The sequence below is a fragment of the Streptococcus mitis genome (assembly GCF_023109515.1).
Lineage (GTDB): Bacteria > Bacillota > Bacilli > Lactobacillales > Streptococcaceae > Streptococcus > Streptococcus mitis_CS.
Genome location: NZ_JALDUM010000001.1, coordinates 678,220 through 698,780, shown reverse-complemented (window position 1 = coordinate 698,780; position 20,561 = coordinate 678,220). Strand labels below are relative to the sequence as shown.

At 40.2% G+C, this 20,561-nt stretch carries 21 protein-coding genes and 1 pseudogene; 10 read left to right on the top strand and 12 right to left on the bottom strand.

Features of this window, described 5'->3' with window-relative positions:
* Positions 1-50 precede the first annotated feature (50 nt).
* Entirely contained in the window at positions 51-791 is a 741-nt protein-coding gene (locus M1G05_RS03475; RefSeq protein ID WP_100104550.1) for an amino acid ABC transporter ATP-binding protein, read from the bottom strand.
* Positions 791-2,956 carry an ABC transporter substrate-binding protein/permease gene (locus tag M1G05_RS03470; protein WP_070527747.1) on the bottom strand — a complete coding sequence of 722 codons (2,166 nt, stop codon included), beginning with the start codon at positions 2,954-2,956 and terminating at the stop codon, positions 791-793. The genes M1G05_RS03475 and M1G05_RS03470 overlap by 1 nt, the downstream gene beginning before the upstream one ends.
* 172 nt (positions 2,957-3,128) lie before the next feature.
* Between M1G05_RS03470 and M1G05_RS03465 the strand changes: the two genes are divergently transcribed.
* From M1G05_RS03465 to M1G05_RS03435, 7 genes and pseudogenes are all read left to right on the top strand, one after another.
* Positions 3,129-4,082 (top strand): CPBP family intramembrane glutamic endopeptidase, encoded by a 954-nt coding sequence (locus M1G05_RS03465; protein ID WP_247953114.1) that lies wholly within the window; start codon positions 3,129-3,131, stop codon positions 4,080-4,082.
* A 76-nt stretch (positions 4,083-4,158) separates the two neighbouring features.
* On the top strand, positions 4,159-6,147 hold the full coding sequence (gene uvrB, locus M1G05_RS03460) for an excinuclease ABC subunit UvrB (RefSeq protein ID WP_247953113.1): 1,989 nt from the start codon (positions 4,159-4,161) through the stop codon (positions 6,145-6,147).
* 56 nt (positions 6,148-6,203) lie between these two features.
* Positions 6,204-7,076, top strand: coding sequence for a hypothetical protein (locus tag M1G05_RS03455; protein WP_247953112.1), 873 nt, complete (start codon positions 6,204-6,206; stop codon positions 7,074-7,076).
* 108 nt (positions 7,077-7,184) lie between these two features.
* Positions 7,185-7,712, top strand: a complete 528-nt coding sequence (locus M1G05_RS03450) for a hypothetical protein (protein ID WP_247953111.1) — start codon at positions 7,185-7,187, stop codon at positions 7,710-7,712.
* A 143-nt stretch (positions 7,713-7,855) separates the two neighbouring features.
* Positions 7,856-8,191, top strand: a pseudogene (locus M1G05_RS03445) (UvrB/UvrC motif-containing protein); the annotation flags it as partial.
* 14 nt (positions 8,192-8,205) lie between these two features.
* Positions 8,206-8,694, top strand: a complete 489-nt coding sequence (locus M1G05_RS03440; RefSeq protein WP_084924306.1) for a GNAT family N-acetyltransferase — start codon at positions 8,206-8,208, stop codon at positions 8,692-8,694.
* Between the two features lie 72 nt (positions 8,695-8,766).
* The gene (locus M1G05_RS03435; RefSeq protein ID WP_084924308.1) at positions 8,767-9,234 is read left to right on the top strand and encodes an 8-oxo-dGTP diphosphatase; all 468 of its coding nucleotides are present in this window, start codon (positions 8,767-8,769) and stop codon (positions 9,232-9,234) included.
* Here M1G05_RS03435 and M1G05_RS03430 read toward each other — a convergent pair.
* The 5 genes from M1G05_RS03430 to coaB form a co-directional block, all read right to left on the bottom strand.
* Complete coding sequence (locus M1G05_RS03430; RefSeq protein WP_247953110.1) at positions 9,231-9,746, bottom strand: transcription repressor NadR; 516 nt, start codon at positions 9,744-9,746, stop codon at positions 9,231-9,233. The two genes, M1G05_RS03435 and M1G05_RS03430, sit on opposite strands and share 4 nt — an antisense overlap.
* Before the next feature lie 11 nt (positions 9,747-9,757).
* Positions 9,758-10,285: an ECF transporter S component gene (locus tag M1G05_RS03425; RefSeq protein ID WP_172923518.1), complete on the bottom strand. Its 528-nt coding sequence runs from the start codon at positions 10,283-10,285 to the stop codon at positions 9,758-9,760.
* Between the two features lie 176 nt (positions 10,286-10,461).
* Positions 10,462-11,025 (bottom strand): ECF transporter S component, encoded by a 564-nt coding sequence (locus M1G05_RS03420; protein WP_000747412.1) that lies wholly within the window; start codon positions 11,023-11,025, stop codon positions 10,462-10,464.
* The gene (coaC, locus tag M1G05_RS03415; protein WP_247953109.1) at positions 11,009-11,560 is read right to left on the bottom strand and encodes a phosphopantothenoylcysteine decarboxylase; all 552 of its coding nucleotides are present in this window, start codon (positions 11,558-11,560) and stop codon (positions 11,009-11,011) included. The genes M1G05_RS03420 and coaC overlap by 17 nt, the downstream gene beginning before the upstream one ends.
* Positions 11,561-11,571: 11 nt before the next feature.
* Positions 11,572-12,261 carry a phosphopantothenate--cysteine ligase gene (gene coaB, locus M1G05_RS03410; protein ID WP_247953108.1) on the bottom strand — a complete coding sequence of 230 codons (690 nt, stop codon included), beginning with the start codon at positions 12,259-12,261 and terminating at the stop codon, positions 11,572-11,574.
* A 225-nt stretch (positions 12,262-12,486) separates the two neighbouring features.
* Here coaB and M1G05_RS03405 point away from each other — a divergent pair, with 225 nt between their 5' ends.
* The 3 genes from M1G05_RS03405 to radC all read left to right on the top strand — a co-directional run bounded on the left by M1G05_RS03405 (position 12,487) and on the right by radC (position 17,439).
* On the top strand, positions 12,487-14,157 hold the full coding sequence (locus tag M1G05_RS03405; RefSeq protein WP_247953107.1) for a formate--tetrahydrofolate ligase: 1,671 nt from the start codon (positions 12,487-12,489) through the stop codon (positions 14,155-14,157).
* A 267-nt stretch (positions 14,158-14,424) separates the two neighbouring features.
* On the top strand, positions 14,425-16,716 hold the full coding sequence (gene pcrA, locus M1G05_RS03400) for a DNA helicase PcrA (protein ID WP_247953106.1): 2,292 nt from the start codon (positions 14,425-14,427) through the stop codon (positions 16,714-16,716).
* 42 nt (positions 16,717-16,758) lie between these two features.
* Positions 16,759-17,439: a RadC family protein gene (gene radC, locus M1G05_RS03395; protein WP_125443184.1), complete on the top strand. Its 681-nt coding sequence runs from the start codon at positions 16,759-16,761 to the stop codon at positions 17,437-17,439.
* On the opposite strand, the gene M1G05_RS03390 is transcribed toward radC, so the two are convergent.
* From M1G05_RS03390 to M1G05_RS03370, 5 genes are all read right to left on the bottom strand, one after another.
* Positions 17,436-18,125 (bottom strand): gamma-glutamyl-gamma-aminobutyrate hydrolase family protein, encoded by a 690-nt coding sequence (locus tag M1G05_RS03390; RefSeq protein ID WP_125443185.1) that lies wholly within the window; start codon positions 18,123-18,125, stop codon positions 17,436-17,438. The genes radC and M1G05_RS03390 overlap by 4 nt on opposite strands.
* A gap of 17 nt (positions 18,126-18,142) precedes the next feature.
* Entirely contained in the window at positions 18,143-18,784 is a 642-nt protein-coding gene (locus tag M1G05_RS03385) for a redox-sensing transcriptional repressor Rex (protein ID WP_000653417.1), read from the bottom strand.
* Positions 18,785-18,866: 82 nt separating this feature from the next.
* The gene (locus M1G05_RS03380; RefSeq protein WP_153209575.1) at positions 18,867-19,082 is read right to left on the bottom strand and encodes a DUF4649 family protein; all 216 of its coding nucleotides are present in this window, start codon (positions 19,080-19,082) and stop codon (positions 18,867-18,869) included.
* 7 nt (positions 19,083-19,089) lie between these two features.
* Positions 19,090-19,437 carry a DUF1831 domain-containing protein gene (locus M1G05_RS03375; protein WP_000863540.1) on the bottom strand — a complete coding sequence of 116 codons (348 nt, stop codon included), beginning with the start codon at positions 19,435-19,437 and terminating at the stop codon, positions 19,090-19,092.
* Positions 19,438-19,441: 4 nt separating this feature from the next.
* Positions 19,442-20,557: a cysteine desulfurase family protein gene (locus M1G05_RS03370; RefSeq protein ID WP_247953105.1), complete on the bottom strand. Its 1,116-nt coding sequence runs from the start codon at positions 20,555-20,557 to the stop codon at positions 19,442-19,444.
* Between the last annotated feature and the right edge of the window lie 4 nt (positions 20,558-20,561).

Here is a 20,561-nt window from a genome sequence, read left to right as displayed (position 1 = left end):
AATCCAATACAAGATAGAAAAAACTGCAAGGAAATCCTTACAGTTTGTGTTTAGACGTTTAAAACCTTGTCCAAGAAATCTTTTAGACGTGGGTGTTGTGGGTTATCAAAGATTTGATCTGGTGTTCCGTCTTCAAGGAACTCACCATCTGCAGTAAAGATAACGCGGTTGGCAACCTGACGAGCAAATCCCATCTCATGGGTTACGATAATCATGGTCATGCCTTGTTTAGCCAAGTCTTTCATAACGTTTAGTACGTCTCCGACCATCTCAGGGTCAAGGGCAGAAGTTGGTTCATCAAAGAGCATGATGTCTGGATTCATTGCTAGTCCACGAGCGATGGCTACACGTTGTTTTTGACCACCGGATAGGCTATCTGGGTTAGCATTAGCTTTATCTGCTAGTCCAACCTTTTCAAGCAACTCCATTCCCAATTTCTCAGCTTCTTCCTTAGTCATCAACTTGTGCTCAATAGGAGCAAAAGTAATGTTGTCCAATACAGACATATGAGGGAAGAGGTTAAAGTGTTGGAACACCATTCCGATATTTTCACGAACGTGGTCAACGTTGGTTGTTTTTTCAGTTAAGTCATAGCCGTTCACAGTGATGTGACCGCTCGTAACTTCTTCTAGAAGATTAAGGCTACGGAGGAAGGTCGACTTACCAGATCCTGAAGGACCGATGATACAAACAACATCTCCTTCATAGAATTTAGTTGTGATTCCTTTTAGAACCTCATTTTTTCCATAGTGCTTGTGTAAATCATTTACATCAATTTTTAATTTTGCCATTAACGAATCCTCTTTTCTAAGCGTTTCGCTAGTCTAGTCAAAAGTGTGATAATTACAAGATAGAAGATAGCAAGGATTGCATACATCTTGAAACTTTGGTAGTTACGGGCGATGATAATCTTACCAGTTTGGAAGAGTTCAACCAAACCGATAGCAGATACGATGGTTGTATCTTTAAGAGCGATAACGAATTGGTTAACAAAGTTTGGCAACATCAATTTAGTCGCTTGTGGCAAGATAATCTTACGCATGGTTTTTCCATAAGAGATACCCAAGCTTCGGCTGGCTTCCATTTGGCCAACCGGAACGGCCTGAATACCACCACGAACGATTTCAGCGATATAAGCAGCAGCATTGAGTGATAGGGCAATGGTACCAGCTACAAAGTCGTTAATTGGACTTTGTTGGCCTGTGATGGACTCGATGAAGTTTGGAATTCCCCAGAAGATGAAGGCTGCAAGAATCATCAAAGGAATACCACGGATAACGTCAACGAAAATCTCAGAGATCACACGAAGAGATTTGTAGGGGCTAACGCTAAACATACCGAAGATAATCCCGATAACAATAGCAATAGCAAATGAGATAAGAGCTAGAGCAAGAGTGATACCAAGTCCGCTAAGGAGCTGTTTGTAGTTATTTTGAAGCAAGCCCCAGATAGTTGTTTCGTCAACAGTGCTTGTTGAAGTAGTTGAAGATTCGCTAGCTAGGTATTTGTCAAGAATCTTTTGGAATTCACCGTTTGCTTTAAGGTTTGCAAGTCCGTTGTTGAACATTTCAATCAATTCTGGATTTGCTCCTTTTTTAACGGCAAAGGCTGTTTCACCGATTGGAGTTCCAGCGATTGGTGTTTTCAATTTTTGCCCTTGACTGATAGAATATTTGAGGACAGGCTCATCATCCATAACCGCATCGATTGCCCCAGTATTTAAACTGTCATACATTGAAGAACCATCAGCGAAGGTTTTGATTTTGTAACCGTATTTGCTTTGATTTTCTGTTAGGAATGTTTGAGAAGCAGTTCCGTTTTTAACACCAACTGTCTTCCCTTTCAAATCTTCATAAGAAGCAATGGTACTTGATTCTTTGACACCAAGGATTGTATTAGCAGTGTAGTAGGATTCTGAGAAGTCAAAAGTTGCCTTACGAGCATCTGTGACAGACATACCAGCAATGATACCATCAGCTTGTCCAGCTTGAACAGCACTGATAGCGGCATCAAAACCAGGGTTGGTGATTTCAATTTCGAAACCTTGGTCTTTAGCGATAGCCTTAATCAAGTCCATATCAATACCAGTAAATTGGTTGCTTGAGTTTTGGAACACAAAAGGTGCAAAAGAAGAATCGCTGGCAATGATGTATTTAGCTTTAACAGGAATGGCTTTTAAGCCTGCTAGAGTAGTTGTAGTTGGCACTGCTGAAGATGATGAAGCAGTCCATTTCTTGATGATTTTATCAAGACTACCATCTTTTTTCATTTCAGCCAAGGCTTGGTTAAATTCAGTAACTAGGTGCTCGTATTTGCTACCTTTTTTAACACCGAAAGCAAAGCTACCTACAGCTTCACCATCCATTTCAATATGGAGGTCTTGCCCTTGGTTAATGGCATATTCGATAACAGGTTTGTCATCCATCATGGCATCGATGGCACCAGCACTCAAGCTGTTGTTCATCAAATCACTAGTGTCAAATGTTTTAATAGTAAAGCCGTATTTATCTTTGATTGTTTCAAGAAAACGTTGAGCAGCAGTTCCGTTTTTAACACCAACGGTTTTGCCAGTTAATTGGTCATATTTACTAATCTTGTGTGCCTTTGTAGTAGCAATGACAACTTTTGTATCATAGTAAGTATCAGACATGGTGAAAACTTTTTCACGTTCTTTCGTCTTTGTCATCCCTGCCATGATAGCGTCAGCTTGACCAGCTTGAACCGCATTTACCGCTGCGTCAAATCCAGGATAGGACATCTGAATGTTCCATCCTTTAATCTCTGCGACTTTGTTGATAATATCAACATCAATTCCTTTATAAGTTTGATCTGAATCTTTAAACTCAAAAGGTGCATAGGCGGTATCAGAAACAATCTTAATCGTTTCAGCTTTCGCAATACCTAATGAGAAAATTGGGAATAAAATTAGCAAAAATGCTAGAAATTTTTTCTTCATTTTTAGTCTCCTTTTCCGAATATTTTCCCATTATATCAGAAAAAGTAAAAAAAGGCAAATTTTTTATATTTTTGTGTTAGAAAATGTAACATCGTTTTTTATTTTCTTTCTTGAATTGCTACTACAAAGTGCTATAATAATAGTATATAGTAGAAGAAAAGAGGGCAAGAATATGAAGAACAAGAGAATATTTAAAGACTTCCAAGCTTCTCAAATGCGGTTAAACCTCTACACAAGCCCCTTGTTAGCCTTTGTTTTTGTCTTTATAGGAGAGTTTGTGGCTTATACTTTGTATGGTATTAGTTTGTTAGCTCTCATCGGACTTGCTAGAAATTTTGGAGAGGCTGGTCAAAATCTTGCAACCTACTTGCAGACCTTGCAGCAGAGCTTGATGGATAAAACAAGTGACTTTCATTTAATTTTAGAATTGCTGGCCTTTGGTTTTATACTTAACACTGTGTTCAGATGGACTAGAAAAGTTGAGAAAAGATCTATTCGAACCTTGGGATTTTATAGAGAGAATTTCCTCAGCAATCTTCTGAAAGGATTTGGGCTAGGTCTAGCACTTTTTCTTCTGACCTTGTTAGGTTTGGTAGGCTTAGGGCAATATCGTTTGGAATCAATTCACTTAAATCCTTATTCGCTTGCCTTTGTTGTCTTTACTATCCCATTTTGGATTTTACAGGGGACAGCAGAAGAAGTGGTATCCCGTGCTTGGCTCCTTCCTCAATTGGCTTCACGAACCAATTTAAAACTTGCTGTTCTTATATCTAGCCTGTTCTTCACCCTACTTCATATGGGCAATTCTGGTCTAACACCACTATCTCTAGTGAATCTCTTTTTATTCGGAGTTGCCATGGCTCTTTACCTTCTCAAAACTGATACAGTTTGGGGTGTTGCAGGTATTCATGGAGCCTGGAATTTTGCTCAGGGAAATCTCTTTGGGATTTTAGTTAGTGGTCAACCATCAGGAACGTCTCTGATGACCTTTTTACCACAAGGCAATCAAGGCTGGCTATCAGGTGGTTCTTTTGGCATAGAAGGTTCTATCATGACAAGTCTGGTCTTACTACTGCTGATTGTCTATCTCGCCTATCAATTAAAGAAAGAAAATGAAAGGATATGACTTTGGTCTGTCCTTTTCTTCGTGAAAATGCTACAAGTATGCTAAAATAGGAATAGCATATCGAGAGAGGATTCTTATGATCAATCGTATTACAGATAATCAATTTAAACTAGTATCAAAATACCAACCTTCAGGAGATCAACCCCAAGCTATCGAGCAGTTGGTTGATAATATCGAGGGTGGAGAAAAAGCTCAGATTCTGATGGGAGCGACCGGAACAGGGAAGACCTATACCATGAGTCAAGTCATTTCCAAAGTCAATAAACCAACTCTGGTTATTGCCCACAATAAAACTCTAGCAGGCCAGCTCTATGGAGAATTTAAGGAATTTTTCCCTGAAAATGCAGTTGAGTATTTTGTGTCTTACTATGACTATTACCAGCCAGAAGCCTATGTCCCTTCTAGTGATACCTATATTGAAAAGGATAGCTCTGTCAATGATGAGATTGATAAGCTCCGACACTCAGCGACTTCAGCTCTTTTGGAGCGCAATGATGTTATCGTCGTGGCTTCAGTCTCTTGTATCTATGGTTTGGGTTCGCCCAAGGAATACGCTGATAGTGTCGTGAGTCTCCGTCCAGGTCTTGAAATTTCTCGTGATAAACTCTTGAATGACTTGGTTGATATCCAGTTTGAACGTAATGATATTGATTTCCAACGGGGAAGATTTCGTGTGCGTGGGGATGTAGTGGAGATTTTCCCAGCATCTCGTGATGAACATGCCTTTCGAGTAGAATTCTTTGGAGATGAAATTGACCGTATTCGTGAGGTTGAAGCTTTGACAGGTCAGGTCTTGGGAGAAGTGGATCATTTAGCGATTTTCCCAGCTACTCACTTTGTGACCAATGACGACCACATGGAAGTTGCCATTGCTAAAATTCAAGCAGAATTAGAAGAGCAGTTAGCTATCTTTGAAAAGGAAGGTAAATTGCTTGAAGCTCAACGTTTGAAACAGAGGACAGAGTATGATATCGAAATGCTGCGTGAGATGGGCTATACCAACGGGGTTGAAAACTATTCACGCCACATGGATGGACGGAGCGAAGGTGAGCCTCCTTATACGCTTCTCGACTTCTTCCCAGATGATTTCTTGATCATGATTGATGAGAGCCACATGACCATGGGGCAGATTAAGGGTATGTACAATGGAGACCGTTCTCGTAAGGAAATGTTAGTAAATTACGGTTTCCGTTTGCCGTCTGCCTTGGACAATCGTCCTCTCCGTCGTGAGGAGTTTGAAAGCCATGTCCATCAGATTGTTTACGTTTCAGCGACACCTGGTGACTATGAAAATGAACAGACCGAGACAGTGATTGAGCAAATCATTCGTCCAACGGGACTCTTGGATCCTGAGGTGGAAGTTCGTCCGACTATGGGACAGATTGATGACCTCTTAGGTGAAATCAATGCCCGTGTTGAAAAGAACGAACGAACCTTTATTACCACCTTGACCAAGAAGATGGCAGAGGACTTGACCGACTATTTCAAGGAAATGGGCATCAAGGTCAAGTACATGCACTCGGATATCAAGACCTTGGAACGGACGGAGATTATCCGTGACCTGCGCTTGGGTGTCTTTGATGTCTTGGTCGGAATTAACCTGCTCCGTGAAGGGATTGACGTACCTGAAGTGAGTCTCGTAGCCATTCTTGATGCTGACAAGGAAGGTTTCCTTCGTAACGAACGTGGACTCATCCAGACTATTGGACGTGCTGCCCGTAACAGCGAAGGGCATGTTATCATGTATGCGGACACTGTGACTCAGTCTATGCAACGTGCTATGGATGAAACGGCCCGTCGTCGCAAAATCCAGATGGCTTATAATGAAGAGCATGGTATCGTGCCTCAGACAATCAAGAAAGAAATCCGTGACCTGATTGCTGTGACCAAGGCAGTTGCTAAGGAAGAAGACAAGGAAGTCGATATCAATAGCCTCAACAAACAAGAACGCAAAGAACTCGTCAAGAAACTAGAAAAACAAATGCAGGAAGCCGTCGAAGTGCTTGACTTTGAACTGGCAGCTCAGATTCGTGATATGATGCTGGAAGTGAAGGCGTTGGGGTAGGAATACCCATACTAAATAAAATTTATAATTGAATTGCTTACAAGGAGAATGTAGTCATGAAAAAACTGTTACTGTTTCTATTTTTTGTTGTAAATATAGTCCCTTTATTTTTTATTCTACGTATTGCTTTCTTATTCTTCACAACAACTTATGATATTTTCCCCGAAGCAAATATAAAGGAAGTAGAAATTGCTACTAGAAGAACTCTTGATTTGTATGGCTTTAAAGGTAATGTGAAGGTTACAAACTTTTCTAGAGATAAATGGCTTTCTCAAGACTATAAAATTGAATACTTATATAGTGAAGAAATTAACGGGAGAAGTATTACTGCGAGTGATGTTTTGATTTATCATCCAAAATCCTCAAAAAGTAATCCTAAAAAAACAGAGGGGGAATTGATTTATGATGGGACTACAAAAACAATGTTACAAGAATTCTCAGGGATGGCACATGAACTTCTCAATCATAAACCAGAAACAATTTCATATAAAGAAAAAGTAGAGAGTTTTTTCAAGCAATTTGAGAATCCAAATCTAGAATATGTAAATACTTATTGGAGTGTCGATGAGAAAGCAGAGAATATTACAGAATATTATGATTTCATAGATAAGAATCGTAAGGAGGGGAAACCTTTTCAAGGTTTATATGATCTCCCTATTGATGAATTTCTGGCAAAAGGAATCATTAAAGGTCATGTTATCTATAAAGATATTGTGTTAGAAGAAGGACACAAGGATTATTTTAATGGTGAAGGTGGTCTGAAAGAGTTTATCAAAAATGGAATAGATAGCGCAGACCTTGCAGACGCATTTTATGAAATCTCTTATTATTACGCCGGAAAAAGTGGGAAAAGTTATCGTTCTGGTAGCAAGACAACTTTAAAAATTCAAAATCATAAAATGAAGGATTATGGAATTAATAATGACTAAAAACTTTTTCATTAAGTATTTTAGTTCGATATTAATAATGGATTTGGAACAACATACAGTCCATCGATTATTGAAGTATAAACATGAAAAGAAAAGGAGTCATCCATCTTGAAACACTTAACTTTATTTAGAATAGTCTATATGATTTTACTAGGATTTGTCCTTATCGATTTTTGCCTATCAATATTTGGTTTATCGTTTACTCCCATTCTTTGGGATAGTTGGCTTTTCCTTTTAGTGATTACTCTTTTTATTCGTTTTTGTAGACACCTGGTAATTCTAGACCTTCTCTTTGGAATATTTGGAATACAATTCATTCCCATGATATTTCATACAGGACAATTTTTACCAGTTATTTTAGCTATCGCTCACATTCTTAGTTATTGTTTCAAGGAACGATACCGTATTTTTGAAGGAATCCGTAGTACTATTTGTAGTTTATATATATGGATATTTATGTTTGTTATTTTTGCCTTTATGCCACAAATCCCTCTTCCAATAACACTTGATTTTGAAGTTCAGGAACAAGAAATTGTCATTAAAAAAGGATATTTGCTTCATGAAGTAAATGATTACCACGAACGAATTAATCCTTTCATTATGAAGTCTGAAATTAGCCATGAAAAAGTCATTTAATATAGAAAGTGAGTACTATGTCCCGTTCCCAATTAACGATTTTAACAAATATTTATCTGATTGAAGCTCTCGAAACATAGTGCGTGGTCATGCAGTATCGCTCTCCTGAAACCAATCGCTGTTCTGGTTATGGCTTTTGGGGAGGGCATGTCATCATGTATGCGGACACTGTGACTCAGTCTATGCAACGTGCTATCGATGAAACTGCCCGTCGTCGGAAAATCCAGATGGCCTATAATGAAGAACACGGTATTGTGCCTCAGACAATCAAGAAAGAAATCCGTGACCTGATTGCTGTGACCAAGGCAGTTGCTAAGGAAGAAGACAAGGAAGTCGATATCAATAGCCTAAACAAACAAGAGCGCAAAGAACTTGTTAAGAAACTCGAAAAACAAATGCAAGAAGCCGTCGAAGTGCTTGACTTTGAACTAGCGGCTCAGATACGTGATATGATGTTGGAAGTCAAGGCCTTGGATTAAGGAGAAGAAAATAAATGACGGTTATTATTAAATCAATGGAAACTCCTGAAGAGATAGAAGGTAAATCACTTGTTCACTGGAAAGCGTGGAGAGAAGCTTATGACGACCTTTTGCCTGCAGAATTTCAGGAGACAATGACATTAGAAAGATGTCGATTCTTTAGTCAAAAGTTTCCAGAAAATACATTGATTGCGATGGATGGTCTGAAGGTAGTTGGTTTTATAAGTTATGGCAACTTTCGTGATGAGACTATTCAAGCTGGTGAAATTATTGCTTTATATGTTTTAAAAGACTATTATGGAAAAGGTATCGCACAAAAGTTAATGAAAGCAGCTTTGATTGCTCTTGATCATTTTTCTGAAATTTTCTTATGGGTATTGAAAGATAATAAGCGCGCCATTGCTTTCTATCAAAAAATGGGCTTTACTTTTGATGGACAAGAAAAGATGCTTGAACTTGGAAAGCCTATAAAGGAAAAACGGATGGTATTCTATTCTAAATAATTTTAAAAAGTAGAAGCTAATGGTACTGGTACCAAGTCTAAAAATTTAATAAATTAGAAAGCGAGTAAATTTATGTCCCGTTCCCAATTAACAATTTTAACAAACATTTGTCTGATTGAAGACCTCGAAACTCAGCGCGTGGTGATGCAGTATCGCGCTCCTGAAACCAATCGCTGGTCAGGTTATGCCTTTCCAGGAGGCCATGTAGAAAATGGCGAATCTTTCGCAGAGTCTGTTATTCGTGAAATCTATGAAGAAACAGGATTGACTATCCAAAATCCTCAACTTGTCGGCATTAAAAATTGGCCACTGGATACAGGTGGGCGCTATATTGTCGTTTGTTATAAGACAACTGAGTTCTCTGGTACCCTTCGCTCTTCAGATGAAGGAGAAGTTTCTTGGGTGCAAAAAGACCAGATTCCAAACTTGGATCTGGCCTATGATATGTTACCCTTGATGGAGATGATGGAAGCTCCTGACAAATCTGAATTTTTCTACCCTCGCCGTACAGAAGACGATTGGGAAAAGAAAATTTTCTAGTCTTTTACTAAATAACCGAGCTGATCCAAGGCCTCCTCGATATAGCGGAGGTCTTGTTGTGTTTCAGCTTCGACTAGGTGGTAATGGATGCCATCTGTCAATTCAGACAGAGGTCTAAAGTCAGAATGCTCGACTTGTTCTAGAAAATGCTGAACATCTCGGCGACAAGACAGTTTAAGCAAGGTTTCAATTTCTCCATAAACGGGATGGTCAATCAAGGTATTTTGAACACGTCCACCATTATCTACGATAGCAAGGAGTTCTTGACCGATTTCTTCAACTTCATGTTTCACTTTGAAAAGTTTGTGGACGTATGGATTGACATCAACTTGCTTATAGACGTAGCCACGATTAGTGGATAGGATAGGAGCGCCATCGGCTCTCAAAATTGCAATGTCCTGTACAATGACCTGGCGTGTAACATGGAAATGTTCAGCTAAACTTTGGCCATTGAGGGCTTTAGGAGCTTCTTTCAAGAGTTGGAGAAGGGCTTGTTTGCGATCTTTTGTCATAGTTCTTCCTTTTAACGGCGTTTTCGAAGCACTTTATAGACAGCTAGTGCTAATGTATAGTCTACCATACTATGGATAATTGTACCAAATCCAACTAGCACAAATAGAACATAAAACATATTTTCTACATTGGTACCAGAAGTTGCGTAAAAAAGGACACAGGCTAATACTTCAGCAAGGGCATGGATAAGCGCTAAAACAAAGTTAAAAACCCAAGAAGATTTTGGTTTATCTAGTGTATCGGGGAATTTTTGTAGGTAAAGAGCCCCCAAAGTCCCAAAAAAGATATGGGAAAAAGCTCGAAAAACGATAACCATGGGATAGCCAGCCATCAAAAATCCAAAACTAGAGGCTAGGATGACAAAAACAGCCATCAAGGGCGACAAGAACATAGCGATAAAAATAGCGATGTGGCTTCCCAAAGTGTAAGAAGCAGGTGGAATGACAATCTTAAAAGGCATAACAATTGGAATCAAAATCGCAATAGCCGTTAAAAGAGCAGTCATTGTCATAAATTGTGTCTTTTTCCGTGTATTCATAAGAATCTCCTTTTTATCTGTATATACACTAGTATAGTACAATAAACAAGACAATAAAGCAAGAATTTACTTAAGTTTATAGGTCGTTTTTTAGTTAAAAGTTAGTAAAGATTTCACTAAAAAGAAACTGTATAGAGCAAAATCTCCACCTTCAAGCATGAAAGCGGAGATTGTTTTTATTTTTTCAAAGTCTGTAGTCTTGGAACAATGGCTAGGGTTAGAACTGCGGAAATGACTAATTCGGCAATCGAATTTGTTGAGATAACAGTTGCTAGGAGTTTTTGGATATTACCATCAAAGACATTTCCAAAAAGGTAGAAAATTCCACCAAGTACAAAGACTGTGTTGGTAAGTGAACCAAGGGCACCAGCTAGAATCAGACCAGTTTTATTTTTCATCAGTTTATAAACTAGATACGGAGTCAAACCAATCAAAATACGTGGGACGATGGCAATGATAGCTGAGTAGATGTTTCCGTTTGGTACAAATGGGGAGAAGAGGTAACTTGTCGGTAGAATTGTAATCGTGTTAACAGTTAAGCTAAGTAGCCCCATCAAAAATCCAAGTGTAACTCCAACGCGTGGACCGTAAATAATGCTGGCAATAATGACAGGAATATGAACGATAGTCGGTTTGATTGGAAATGGAAAAAGGTTAAAGATAAGTGAGCTCAGAAAGTGTATCACGAGCATGGTTGCAAAAAAGATAGCAATAGGTGCAATATTAGAGCGTTTTTTCATCGAGAGTTTCCTTTATTCTTTCTAAAATAATTGTGAGATCGGCTAAGGCTCCTCTTCCGTGGTCTCCACAAGCTAGTAGGGATTCCTTAGGAGCAATCAGCTGATAGCCGTAGGTTTCTAATGTTTTCAGATTAGCCTGAGTTGCTGGATGGTCATACATTTTTGTATTCATAGCTGGTGCGATGAGTTTGGGAATATGACTTGGCAAGGCTAGAGCCATACAAGTTACCATGTTGTCCGCAAAGCCGTGGGCTAGTTTTGCAATAGTGTTAGCAGTTGCAGGAGCCACGATAAATAAATCTGTTTCTTTTCCAAGTTCGATATGATTGACTTGATCTGGATAGGGTTCCTTCATGACATCCAAGTGGACAGGATTCTGAGATAAGACCTGTAGTGTCAAAGGTTGGATAAACTCTGTAGCGGCCTCAGTCATTAAGACAGTGACTTGATGGCCTTGTTTTTTTAGAGAACTGACTAAATCTGCCGACTTGTAAGAGGCGATTGAGCCCGTTACAGCCAAGAGAATGTGTGCCATAGCTTTCCTTTCTAAGAATGATAGGCTTGAATTTTTTCAAGGAGGAGTTTTGCAATTTCTTCTTTAGTCTGGGCTGTTTGAAGATAATCTTTCTCAACAAAGATTGCACGATGCTGGTTTGCTGAGATTTGAGTCAGGTCATTTGCGATAATCAAGTCTGCTTGGTTCTTGATAAGACTTTTTCTGGCAATCTCGATGAGATAATCCTCAGAGACATCAACCAGCAGTTTGAAACCAATCAGATGAATAGTAGGATTCCATTCCTTGACTAGAGAGATGATTTTGGATGTTTTTTTCAGGAATAAAACCTGAACCTTATCAGTCGAAGAAATCTTAGCCTGATGATTTTGCTTGCTTAAAAATTCTTCCAAATTGGAGCTAGACTGAACTTCCTCTAGACCTGTCATATAAACAGGAGTGTAATCGGACACAGCCATTGAGTGAATCAAGACCTGATAGTCCTTGACACGTTCTTGCATTTCAAGGAGAAGGTCCTTGGTATTGTTAATTTCTCGAATGCTTAGGTTGGGATGGGCTTCTGGCTTCAGAGCTCGTTTTGTTGTTATCAAACAAACTTCATGCCCTGCAGCAAGCAAGGTTTCTGTGATGATTTTGCCCAAGTGACCTGTAGAATGGTTAGTGATAGAACGGACGCTATCGATAGCTTCACTGGTACCGCCCGATGTAACTAAAATTTTCATAGCACTATTGTACACAAAAATAAACGGTAAGTAAAATGAAAGCAATAAAAATTTGGTAAAAGGAAAGAATATAGTTTCAAACTATAAAGCCATATAAAATTTAAGAAAGGACTCTAAAAACCTTAAAAATAGGGATATTTACGAACGTTTAGAGAGTTTTAGGATGTTAAAAATCTTGTTTTGTGTTATAATGAATTATCATATAAGAGGTTAGAGGAGTTTTGAATGAAAACAGATATTGAAATCGCACAGAGTATTGAGTTGAAGCCAATCGTTGATGTTGTAGAGAAACTTGGTATTTCTTACGATGATTTAGAGTTGTACGGAAAGTACAAGGCTAAGCTCAGCTTTGATAAAATTCGTGCAGTTGAGAGCTATCCAGTTGGAAAATTGATTCTGGTTACTGCCATCAACCCAACACCTGCAGGTGAAGGAAAATCAACCATTACCATTGGTCTTGCGGATGCCTTGAATAAGATTGGCAAGAAAACCATGATTGCTATTCGCGAACCATCTCTTGGTCCAGTAATGGGGATTAAGGGTGGTGCTGCTGGTGGTGGTTACGCCCAAGTGCTGCCAATGGAAGACATCAACCTCCACTTTACGGGGGACATGCATGCCATTACGACTGCCAACAATGCTCTTTCTGCCTTGATTGACAACCATTTGCACCAAGGCAATGAGCTGGGAATTGACCAACGTCGTATCCTTTGGAAACGTGTTGTGGACTTGAACGACCGTGCACTTCGTCATGTTACAGTTGGGCTTGGTGGTCCTCTAAACGGAATTCCACGTGAGGATGGCTTTGATATTACCGTTGCTTCAGAGATAATGGCCATTCTTTGCTTGGCTACGGATATCGAGGACTTGAAACGCCGTTTGGCTAATATTGTTATCGGTTATCGCTATGATCGTACACCTGTTTCTGTAGGTGATTTGCAGGTTGAAGGTGCCTTAGCTTTGATTTTGAAGGATGCGATTAAGCCGAACCTAGTTCAGACAATTTACGGAACACCTGCCTTTGTGCACGGTGGTCCATTTGCCAATATTGCTCACGGATGTAACTCTGTCTTGGCAACTACAACAGCCCTTCACTTGGCTGATTACACAGTTACTGAAGCTGGTTTTGGTGCAGATCTTGGTGCCGAGAAATTCCTTGATATTAAGACACCAAACTTGCCAACATCTCCAGATGCAGTAGTTATTGTTGCAACCCTTCGTGCCCTTAAGATGAATGGTGGCGTGGCTAAAGATGCTCTGACAGAGGAAAATGTGGAGGCGGTTCGTGCCGGTTTTGCTAACTTGAAACGTCACGTTGAAAATATCCGTAAATTTGGAGTACCTGCAGTCGTAGCTATTAACGAATTTGTATCTGATACAGAAGCCGAAATTGCAGCCTTGAAAGAACTTTGTGCCTCAATCGATGTTCCGGTTGAACTAGCAAGTGTCTGGGCTGATGGTGCCGAAGGTGGTGTAGCACTTGCTGAAACGGTTGTCAAGACTATCGCTGAAACCCCAGCTAACTATAAACGTTTGTATGACAATGACCTTTCTGTCCAAGAAAAGATTGAAAAGATTGTTACTGAAATCTACCGTGGTAGCAAAGTGAACTTTGAGAAGAAAGCTCAAACACAAATCGCTCAAATCGTTCAAAACGGTTGGGACAAATTGCCAATCTGTATGGCTAAAACTCAATACAGTTTCTCAGATAATCCAAATGCACTTGGAGCACCTGAAAACTTTGAAATTACTATTCGTGAATTGGTACCAAAATTAGGTGCAGGCTTTATCGTTGCCTTAACTGGCGATGTCATGACCATGCCAGGCCTACCAAAACGTCCAGCAGCTCTCAACATGGATGTTGAAAGTGATGGAACAGTATTAGGTTTGTTCTAGTATATTGAAATTGACTTTATACTCTTCGAAAATCTCTTCAAACCACGTCAGCTTCACCTTGCCGTACTCAAGTACAGCCTGCGGCTAGCTTCCTAGTTTGCACTTCGATTTTCATTGAGTAATAAATGAGTTTGGAGATTTTAATCCAAGCTCATTTTTTATCCAGATATAAGGTGCCGTCTTCTAGACGTAACCAGTCTAGGTAAAGATATTTTCCCTGAATTCTGATATAATAGAAACATTGACTTCAAGAGTAAGGAAGAGAAGATGAACGCATTATTAAATGGAATGAATGACCGTCAAGCTGAGGCGGTGCAAACGACAGAAGGTCCCTTGTTAATCATGGCAGGGGCTGGTTCTGGAAAGACCCGAGTGTTGACCCACCGCATTGCTTATCTGATTGATGAAAAGCTAGTCAATTCGTGGAATATCTTGGCCATTACCTTTACCAACAAGGCTGCGCGTGAGATGAAAGAGCGTGCTTATAACCTTAATCCAGCCACTCAGGACTGTCTGATTGCGACCTTCCACTCCATGTGTGTGCGTATTTTGCGTCGCGATGCGGACCATATTGGCTACAATCGTAATTTTACAATTGTCGACCCTGGTGAACAGCGAACGCTCATGAAACGCATTCTCAAGCAGTTGAACCTGGATCCAAAAAAATGGAATGAACGGAGCATTTTAGGGACTATTTCCAATGCCAAGAATGATTTGATTGATGATGTAGCTTATGCTGCCCAAGCTGGCGATATGTACACGCAAATCGTGGCCCAGTGTTATACTGCTTACCAAAAAGAACTTCGTCAGTCAGAGTCGGTTGACTTTGATGATTTGATTATGCTGACCTTGCGTCTTTTTGATCAAAATCCTGATGTTTTGACTTATTACCAGCAAAAATTCCAATACATCCATGTTGATGAGTACCAAGATACAAACCACGCTCAGTACCAACTTGTCAAACTCTTGGCTTCGCGCTTTAAAAACATCTGTGTTGTTGGGGATGCGGACCAGTCTATCTACGGTTGGCGTGGTGCTGATATGCAGAATATCTTGGACTTCGAAAAGGATTATCCCCAAGCCAAGGTTGTCTTGTTAGAAGAAAACTATCGTTCAACTAAAACCATTCTCCAAGCGGCCAACGAGGTCATTAAAAACAATAAAAACCGCCGTCCTAAGAATCTCTGGACCCAGAATGCGGATGGAGAACAAATCGTTTACTATCGTGCCAATGATGAGCTAGATGAGGCTGTATTTGTAGCCAGAACTATCGATGAACTTGGTCGGAGTCAAAACTTCCTTCACAAGGATTTTGCAGTTCTTTATCGTACTAATGCGCAGTCCCGTACTATTGAGGAAGCCTTGCTCAAGTCAAATATTCCTTATACCATGGTTGGCGGAACCAAGTTCTACAGCCGTAAGGAAATCCGAGATATTATCGCTTACCTCAATCTTATTGCCAATTTGAGTGACAATATCAGTTTTGAGCGTATTATCAACGAACCGAAACGTGGAATTGGCCCAGGTACAGTTGAGAAAATCCGTGACTTTGCCAATATGCAAGACATGTCCATGCTAGATGCTTCAGCAAACATTATGTTGTCTGGCATCAAGGGGAAGGCAGCCCAGTCTATTTGGGATTTTGCCAATATGATTCTGGATTTGCGGGAGCAACTGGACCAGTTAAGTATTACTGAGTTGGTTGAAGCAGTCCTAGAAAAAACAGGTTATGTCGATATTCTTAATGCCCAAGCGACCTTAGAAAGCAAGGCTCGGGTAGAAAACATCGAGGAGTTCCTTTCTGTAACGAAAAACTTTGATGACACCTCTGATGGGCCAGAAGAGGAAACTGGTCTGGACAAACTAAGTCGTTTCTTAAATGACCTGGCCTTGATTGCTGATACAGATTCAGGTAGTCAGGAGACATCAGAAGTTACCCTAATGACCCTGCATGCTGCCAAAGGTCTCGAGTTTCCAGTTGTCTTTTTGATTGGGATGGAAGAAAATGTCTTTCCGCTTAGTCGCGCGGCTGAGGATCAAGATGAATTGGAAGAAGAACGCCGTCTGGCCTATGTAGGAATTACGCGTGCAGAGAAAATTCTCTATCTGACAAATGCCAACTCGCGCCTGCTTTTTGGTCGTACCAACTACAACCGTCCGACTCGTTTTATTAACGAAATCAGCTCAGACTTACTTGAGTATCAAGGTCTGGCTCGTCCTGCAAATTCAAGCTTTAAGGCATCTTATAGCAGTGGCGGCCTTGCCTTTGGTCAAGGAATGAGCTTAGCCCAGGCCCTTCAAGACCGTAAACGCAGTGCGGCTCCAAAGACTATCCAGTCAAGCGGTCTCCCATTTGGTCAATTTACAGCTGGTGCAAAATCAGCTTCTAGTGAGGCAAATTGGTCCATTGGTGACATTGCTCTCCACAAGAAATGGGGAGAGGGAACTGTTCTGGAAGTTTCAGGTAGCGGTGCTACGCAGGAATTAAAAATAAATTTCCCAGAAGTAGGTTTGAAAAAACTTTTAGCTAGTGTAGCCCCAATTGAGAAAAAAATCTAATTTTCCATCCTTCTCACGAATAATAAAGTGAGGAGGATTTTTATGTACAGTATTTCATTTCAAGAAGATTCACTATTACCAAGAGAAAGACTGGCCAAGGAAGGAGTCGAAGCGCTCAGTAATCAAGAGTTGCTAGCTATTTTACTCAGGACAGGAACACGTCAAGCTAGCGTTTTTGAAATTGCCCAGAAAGTTTTGAACAACCTTTCAAGCCTAACGGATTTGAAAAAAATGACCCTGCAGGAATTGCAGAGTCTGTCTGGTATCGGGCGTGTTAAGGCTATAGAATTACAAGCTATGATTGAACTGGGGCATCGTATTCACAAACATGAAACTATTGAGATGGAAAGTATTCTCAGCAGTCAAAAGCTGGCCAAGAAGATGCAACAGGAGTTGGGACATAAAAAACAAGAGCACCTGGTGGCGCTCTATCTCAATACTCAAAATCAAATCATCCATCAACAGACCATTTTTATCGGCTCAGCTACTCGTAGTATTGCTGAACCACGTGAGATTCTTCACTATGCTATCAAGCATATGGCGACCTCTCTTATCTTGGTCCACAATCATCCTTCAGGAGCGGTAGCCCCTAGCCGAAATGATAATCATGTCACTAAACTTGTAAAAGAAGCCTGTGACCTGATGGGGATTGTCCTCTTGGACCATTTGATTGTCTCTCATTCTAATTACTTTAGTTATCGTGAAAAGACGGATTTAATCTAAAGTTCATTTACGACATAGTCAAAGAGGTTTTTATCCTTGGGGCGATTTTCAAATAGAAATTCTGGGTGCCATTGGACACCGAGAAAGGCAAAATCATCCGTACTCATGACAGCTTCAATGATACCATCTTTAGGATCATGAGCCGCAATCTTTAAATTTGGTGCTAAATCTTTGATGCTCTGGTGGTGGAAGGAGTTGATATGGGAAATTTCTCCATAGATTTCTCGAAGAACTGTATCAGGCTCTGTCACCAAGCGTTGAGTTGTGTACTCAGCAGAACAATCTTGCCAGTGGTCTTCTATATCTTGATACAAAGTTCCACCCATGGCAACGTTAAAGAGTTGAGTCCCACGACAGACGGAGAAAATAGGCTTTTTCTGTTTAATAGCTTCCTTGATGAGGGCCAGTTCGAAGATGTCTCTTTGAAGGTGGTAGTCATCGCTATCGATGGTTTTTGGTTCACCATAGAATTTTGGGTCAACATTTTGCCCACCTGTCAAGATGAGCTTGTCAATCAAACTGATATAGTGGCAGGCCATTTCTTGATTACCAATCGGTAGGATGATGGGAATCCCTCCAGCGTCTTTAACTCCTTCAACAAAGCCTTTTGCTGCGTAGCTCATCATGATGTCATCATCTGGATGAGTTTTTTCGTTTCCTGTAATCCCAATAACTGGTTTTTTCATAAAATGATTTTCGCTTTCTAATCCTCTTTTCGCATGAAGTAGAGGAGGGTTTGGAGTTCACTTGTCAAATCGACATACTGAACGACCACGTCTTTTGGTAAATGCAGATGGACTGGTGAAAAACTGAGAATTCCTTTCACGCCAGCATCAACCAATAGATTAGCAACTTCTTGTGACTTGACGCTAGGAACGGTCAGGATAGCAGTCTTCACATCAGCATCCTTGATTTTATCCTTGATTTGAGAAATTCCGTAAATAGGAATCCCATCAGGAGTTTGGGTACCAACTTCAGGATGGTCATCAAGATCAAAAGCCATGATAATCTTCATCTTGTTACGCTCGTGGAAGCGGTAGTGGAGAAGGGCATGGCCCATATTTCCAATACCAACCAGCATGACATTGGTAATGGAGTTATCGTTGAGCAAATCGGCAAAAAATGTCATCAGTTTTTTGACATCGTAGCCAAATCCACGCCGACCTAGTTCACCAAAATAGGAAAAATCACGACGTACGGTCGCGGAATCAATACCGATAGCCTCTGCAATTTGCTTAGAGTTGGCACGTTCAATCTTTTCTGCATGAAATCTCTTAAAAATTCGATAGTAGAGAGAGAGTCTTTTCGCTGTTGCTTTTGGAATAGCAGACTGTTTATCTTTCACAAAATCACAACCTTTCTATTCTTCTATTTTATAGAAACATTGTGAAAAAATCAACAAAAATAAGAAAAAACTAAGAAAAATCTTAGTTTTGATGTAAAAAATCTGCATGTGATAGAAATCGGTAGAGGTCTCCGACCAGACCCTGATAAACTTTCTGGCCATTAAAAGTCAGAGAAGTCACATAAAGTGTATCTGGTAGGGTCACACATCCTGACAGAGCCAGCATGAGAGCTTTATAATCCTCATACTTGAGTGTACGCTCTACATGATAGTTGTCCTTATAGGTCAGTTCAAACATATGGGACCTATCTTTCCGATTTTGTAAAGACACCACGTTCTACCAAGCTATCCATGAGGAAGTAGAATTTTTCCTGATGAATGTGGTGGTCTTCTGATTTGAAAATATCAACTAGACGTAGCCCAAACTTGTCAGTGATATTGATTTTAGCACCTGTAAGTTCCTTGTTAATGATGATTTTGAGTTGGAATCCCTCACCGCTGTTCGGCACTTTTTCCAAAAGGCGAGTCAATTCATAGTTACCAACCTTAGTCTCAAAAAAGGTGTTGTCCTTAAGGGTGAATTTTTTAACAGAAGGGCTAAGAGTGTAGTCGTAACGACAATTTTTTAACTGAATGGTTTTTTCAAATGCCATATGGCTAACCTCCGATAATTTCTTTTAAGGTTTTTGCGAGGGTATGTAGATCTTCAACAGTATTTTCTGGCGACAAACTGATACGAACGGATTCCTTCAAGCGTTCTGAATTTGCCCCGTACATGGCTTCAAGAACATGGCTGGATTGTACAATGCCTGCAGTGCAGGCTGAGCCAGTAGAGATTGAAATTCCAGCCAAATCTAGACGAAGGAGTAAGAGGTCATTTTTTTGGCCAGGAAATCCAATATTGAGAACATAGGGGAGATGGTGTTCGCCTCTATTCAGGTAATACTGAACTCCCTCTAGTTCTGCAAGGAAGGTAGTTTCTAAATTTTGTACATGTTGAAAATGCTCTACTTGTTTTTCTAGGTCTTCTTTTAGAGCTGCAACCATGCCTATTATGGCAGCTAAATTTTCAGTTCCTGCTCGTTTTTTCTGTTCTTGGTCTCCACCATGGAGATAGGAATCAAAGTCCATGCTAGAAGCGTAGAGAAAACCGATTCCCTTAGGACCATGGAATTTATGGGCAGAAGCAGTGAGAAAATCAATGCCCAATTCTTCTGGGTGTATAGGGATTTTACCAATAGCCTGAACTGCATCGACATGATAGGCGGCTGGGTGTTGCTTGAGTATTTGGCCAATTTCAGCAATGGGAAGTAGGTTTCCTGTCTCGTTATTGGCAAACATGGTAGAAACCAAAATCGTATCATCACGTAAGGATTCTTGGATTTGCTGGGCTGTGATTTCTTGATTTTCTGGCTGGATAATGGTTGCTTCAAACCCAAAGTTTTGAACCAAGTAATCAATGGTTTCAAGGACGGCATGGTGCTCAATGGCAGTTGTGATGATATGTTTTCCTTGTTCTTGGTGACGAAGGCAGTAGCCAATGATGGCAGTATTGTTTCCTTCAGTCCCACCAGAAGTGAAAAAGATATGTTGAGGTTTTGTTCCCAGTAATTGAGCTAGTTCCTGACGGGCTTCGCGTAAGAGCTTGCCAGCTTGACGGCCATGCCCATGAATACTAGAAGGATTTCCATGGGTTTCTTGCATAACCTTGGTCATAGCTGAAATAGCAACTGCTGACATGGGAGTCGTTGCAGCATTGTCCAAATAAATCAAAGAA

Coding starts and splice junctions, on each gene's coding strand:
- M1G05_RS03475 (WP_100104550.1), bottom strand. CDS start 791: ATGGCAAAATTAAAAATTGATGTAAATGATTTACACAAGCACTATGGA.
- M1G05_RS03470 (WP_070527747.1), bottom strand. CDS start 2,956: ATGAAGAAAAAATTTCTAGCATTTTTGCTAATTTTATTCCCAATTTTC.
- M1G05_RS03465 (WP_247953114.1), top strand. CDS start 3,129: ATGAAGAACAAGAGAATATTTAAAGACTTCCAAGCTTCTCAAATGCGG.
- uvrB (WP_247953113.1), top strand. CDS start 4,159: ATGATCAATCGTATTACAGATAATCAATTTAAACTAGTATCAAAATAC.
- M1G05_RS03455 (WP_247953112.1), top strand. CDS start 6,204: ATGAAAAAACTGTTACTGTTTCTATTTTTTGTTGTAAATATAGTCCCT.
- M1G05_RS03440 (WP_084924306.1), top strand. CDS start 8,206: ATGACGGTTATTATTAAATCAATGGAAACTCCTGAAGAGATAGAAGGT.
- M1G05_RS03435 (WP_084924308.1), top strand. CDS start 8,767: ATGTCCCGTTCCCAATTAACAATTTTAACAAACATTTGTCTGATTGAA.
- M1G05_RS03430 (WP_247953110.1), bottom strand. CDS start 9,746: ATGACAAAAGATCGCAAACAAGCCCTTCTCCAACTCTTGAAAGAAGCT.
- M1G05_RS03425 (WP_172923518.1), bottom strand. CDS start 10,285: ATGAATACACGGAAAAAGACACAATTTATGACAATGACTGCTCTTTTA.
- M1G05_RS03420 (WP_000747412.1), bottom strand. CDS start 11,025: ATGAAAAAACGCTCTAATATTGCACCTATTGCTATCTTTTTTGCAACC.
- coaC (WP_247953109.1), bottom strand. CDS start 11,560: ATGGCACACATTCTCTTGGCTGTAACGGGCTCAATCGCCTCTTACAAG.
- coaB (WP_247953108.1), bottom strand. CDS start 12,261: ATGAAAATTTTAGTTACATCGGGCGGTACCAGTGAAGCTATCGATAGC.
- M1G05_RS03405 (WP_247953107.1), top strand. CDS start 12,487: ATGAAAACAGATATTGAAATCGCACAGAGTATTGAGTTGAAGCCAATC.
- pcrA (WP_247953106.1), top strand. CDS start 14,425: ATGAACGCATTATTAAATGGAATGAATGACCGTCAAGCTGAGGCGGTG.
- radC (WP_125443184.1), top strand. CDS start 16,759: ATGTACAGTATTTCATTTCAAGAAGATTCACTATTACCAAGAGAAAGA.
- M1G05_RS03390 (WP_125443185.1), bottom strand. CDS start 18,125: ATGAAAAAACCAGTTATTGGGATTACAGGAAACGAAAAAACTCATCCA.
- M1G05_RS03380 (WP_153209575.1), bottom strand. CDS start 19,082: ATGTTTGAACTGACCTATAAGGACAACTATCATGTAGAGCGTACACTC.
- M1G05_RS03375 (WP_000863540.1), bottom strand. CDS start 19,437: ATGGCATTTGAAAAAACCATTCAGTTAAAAAATTGTCGTTACGACTAC.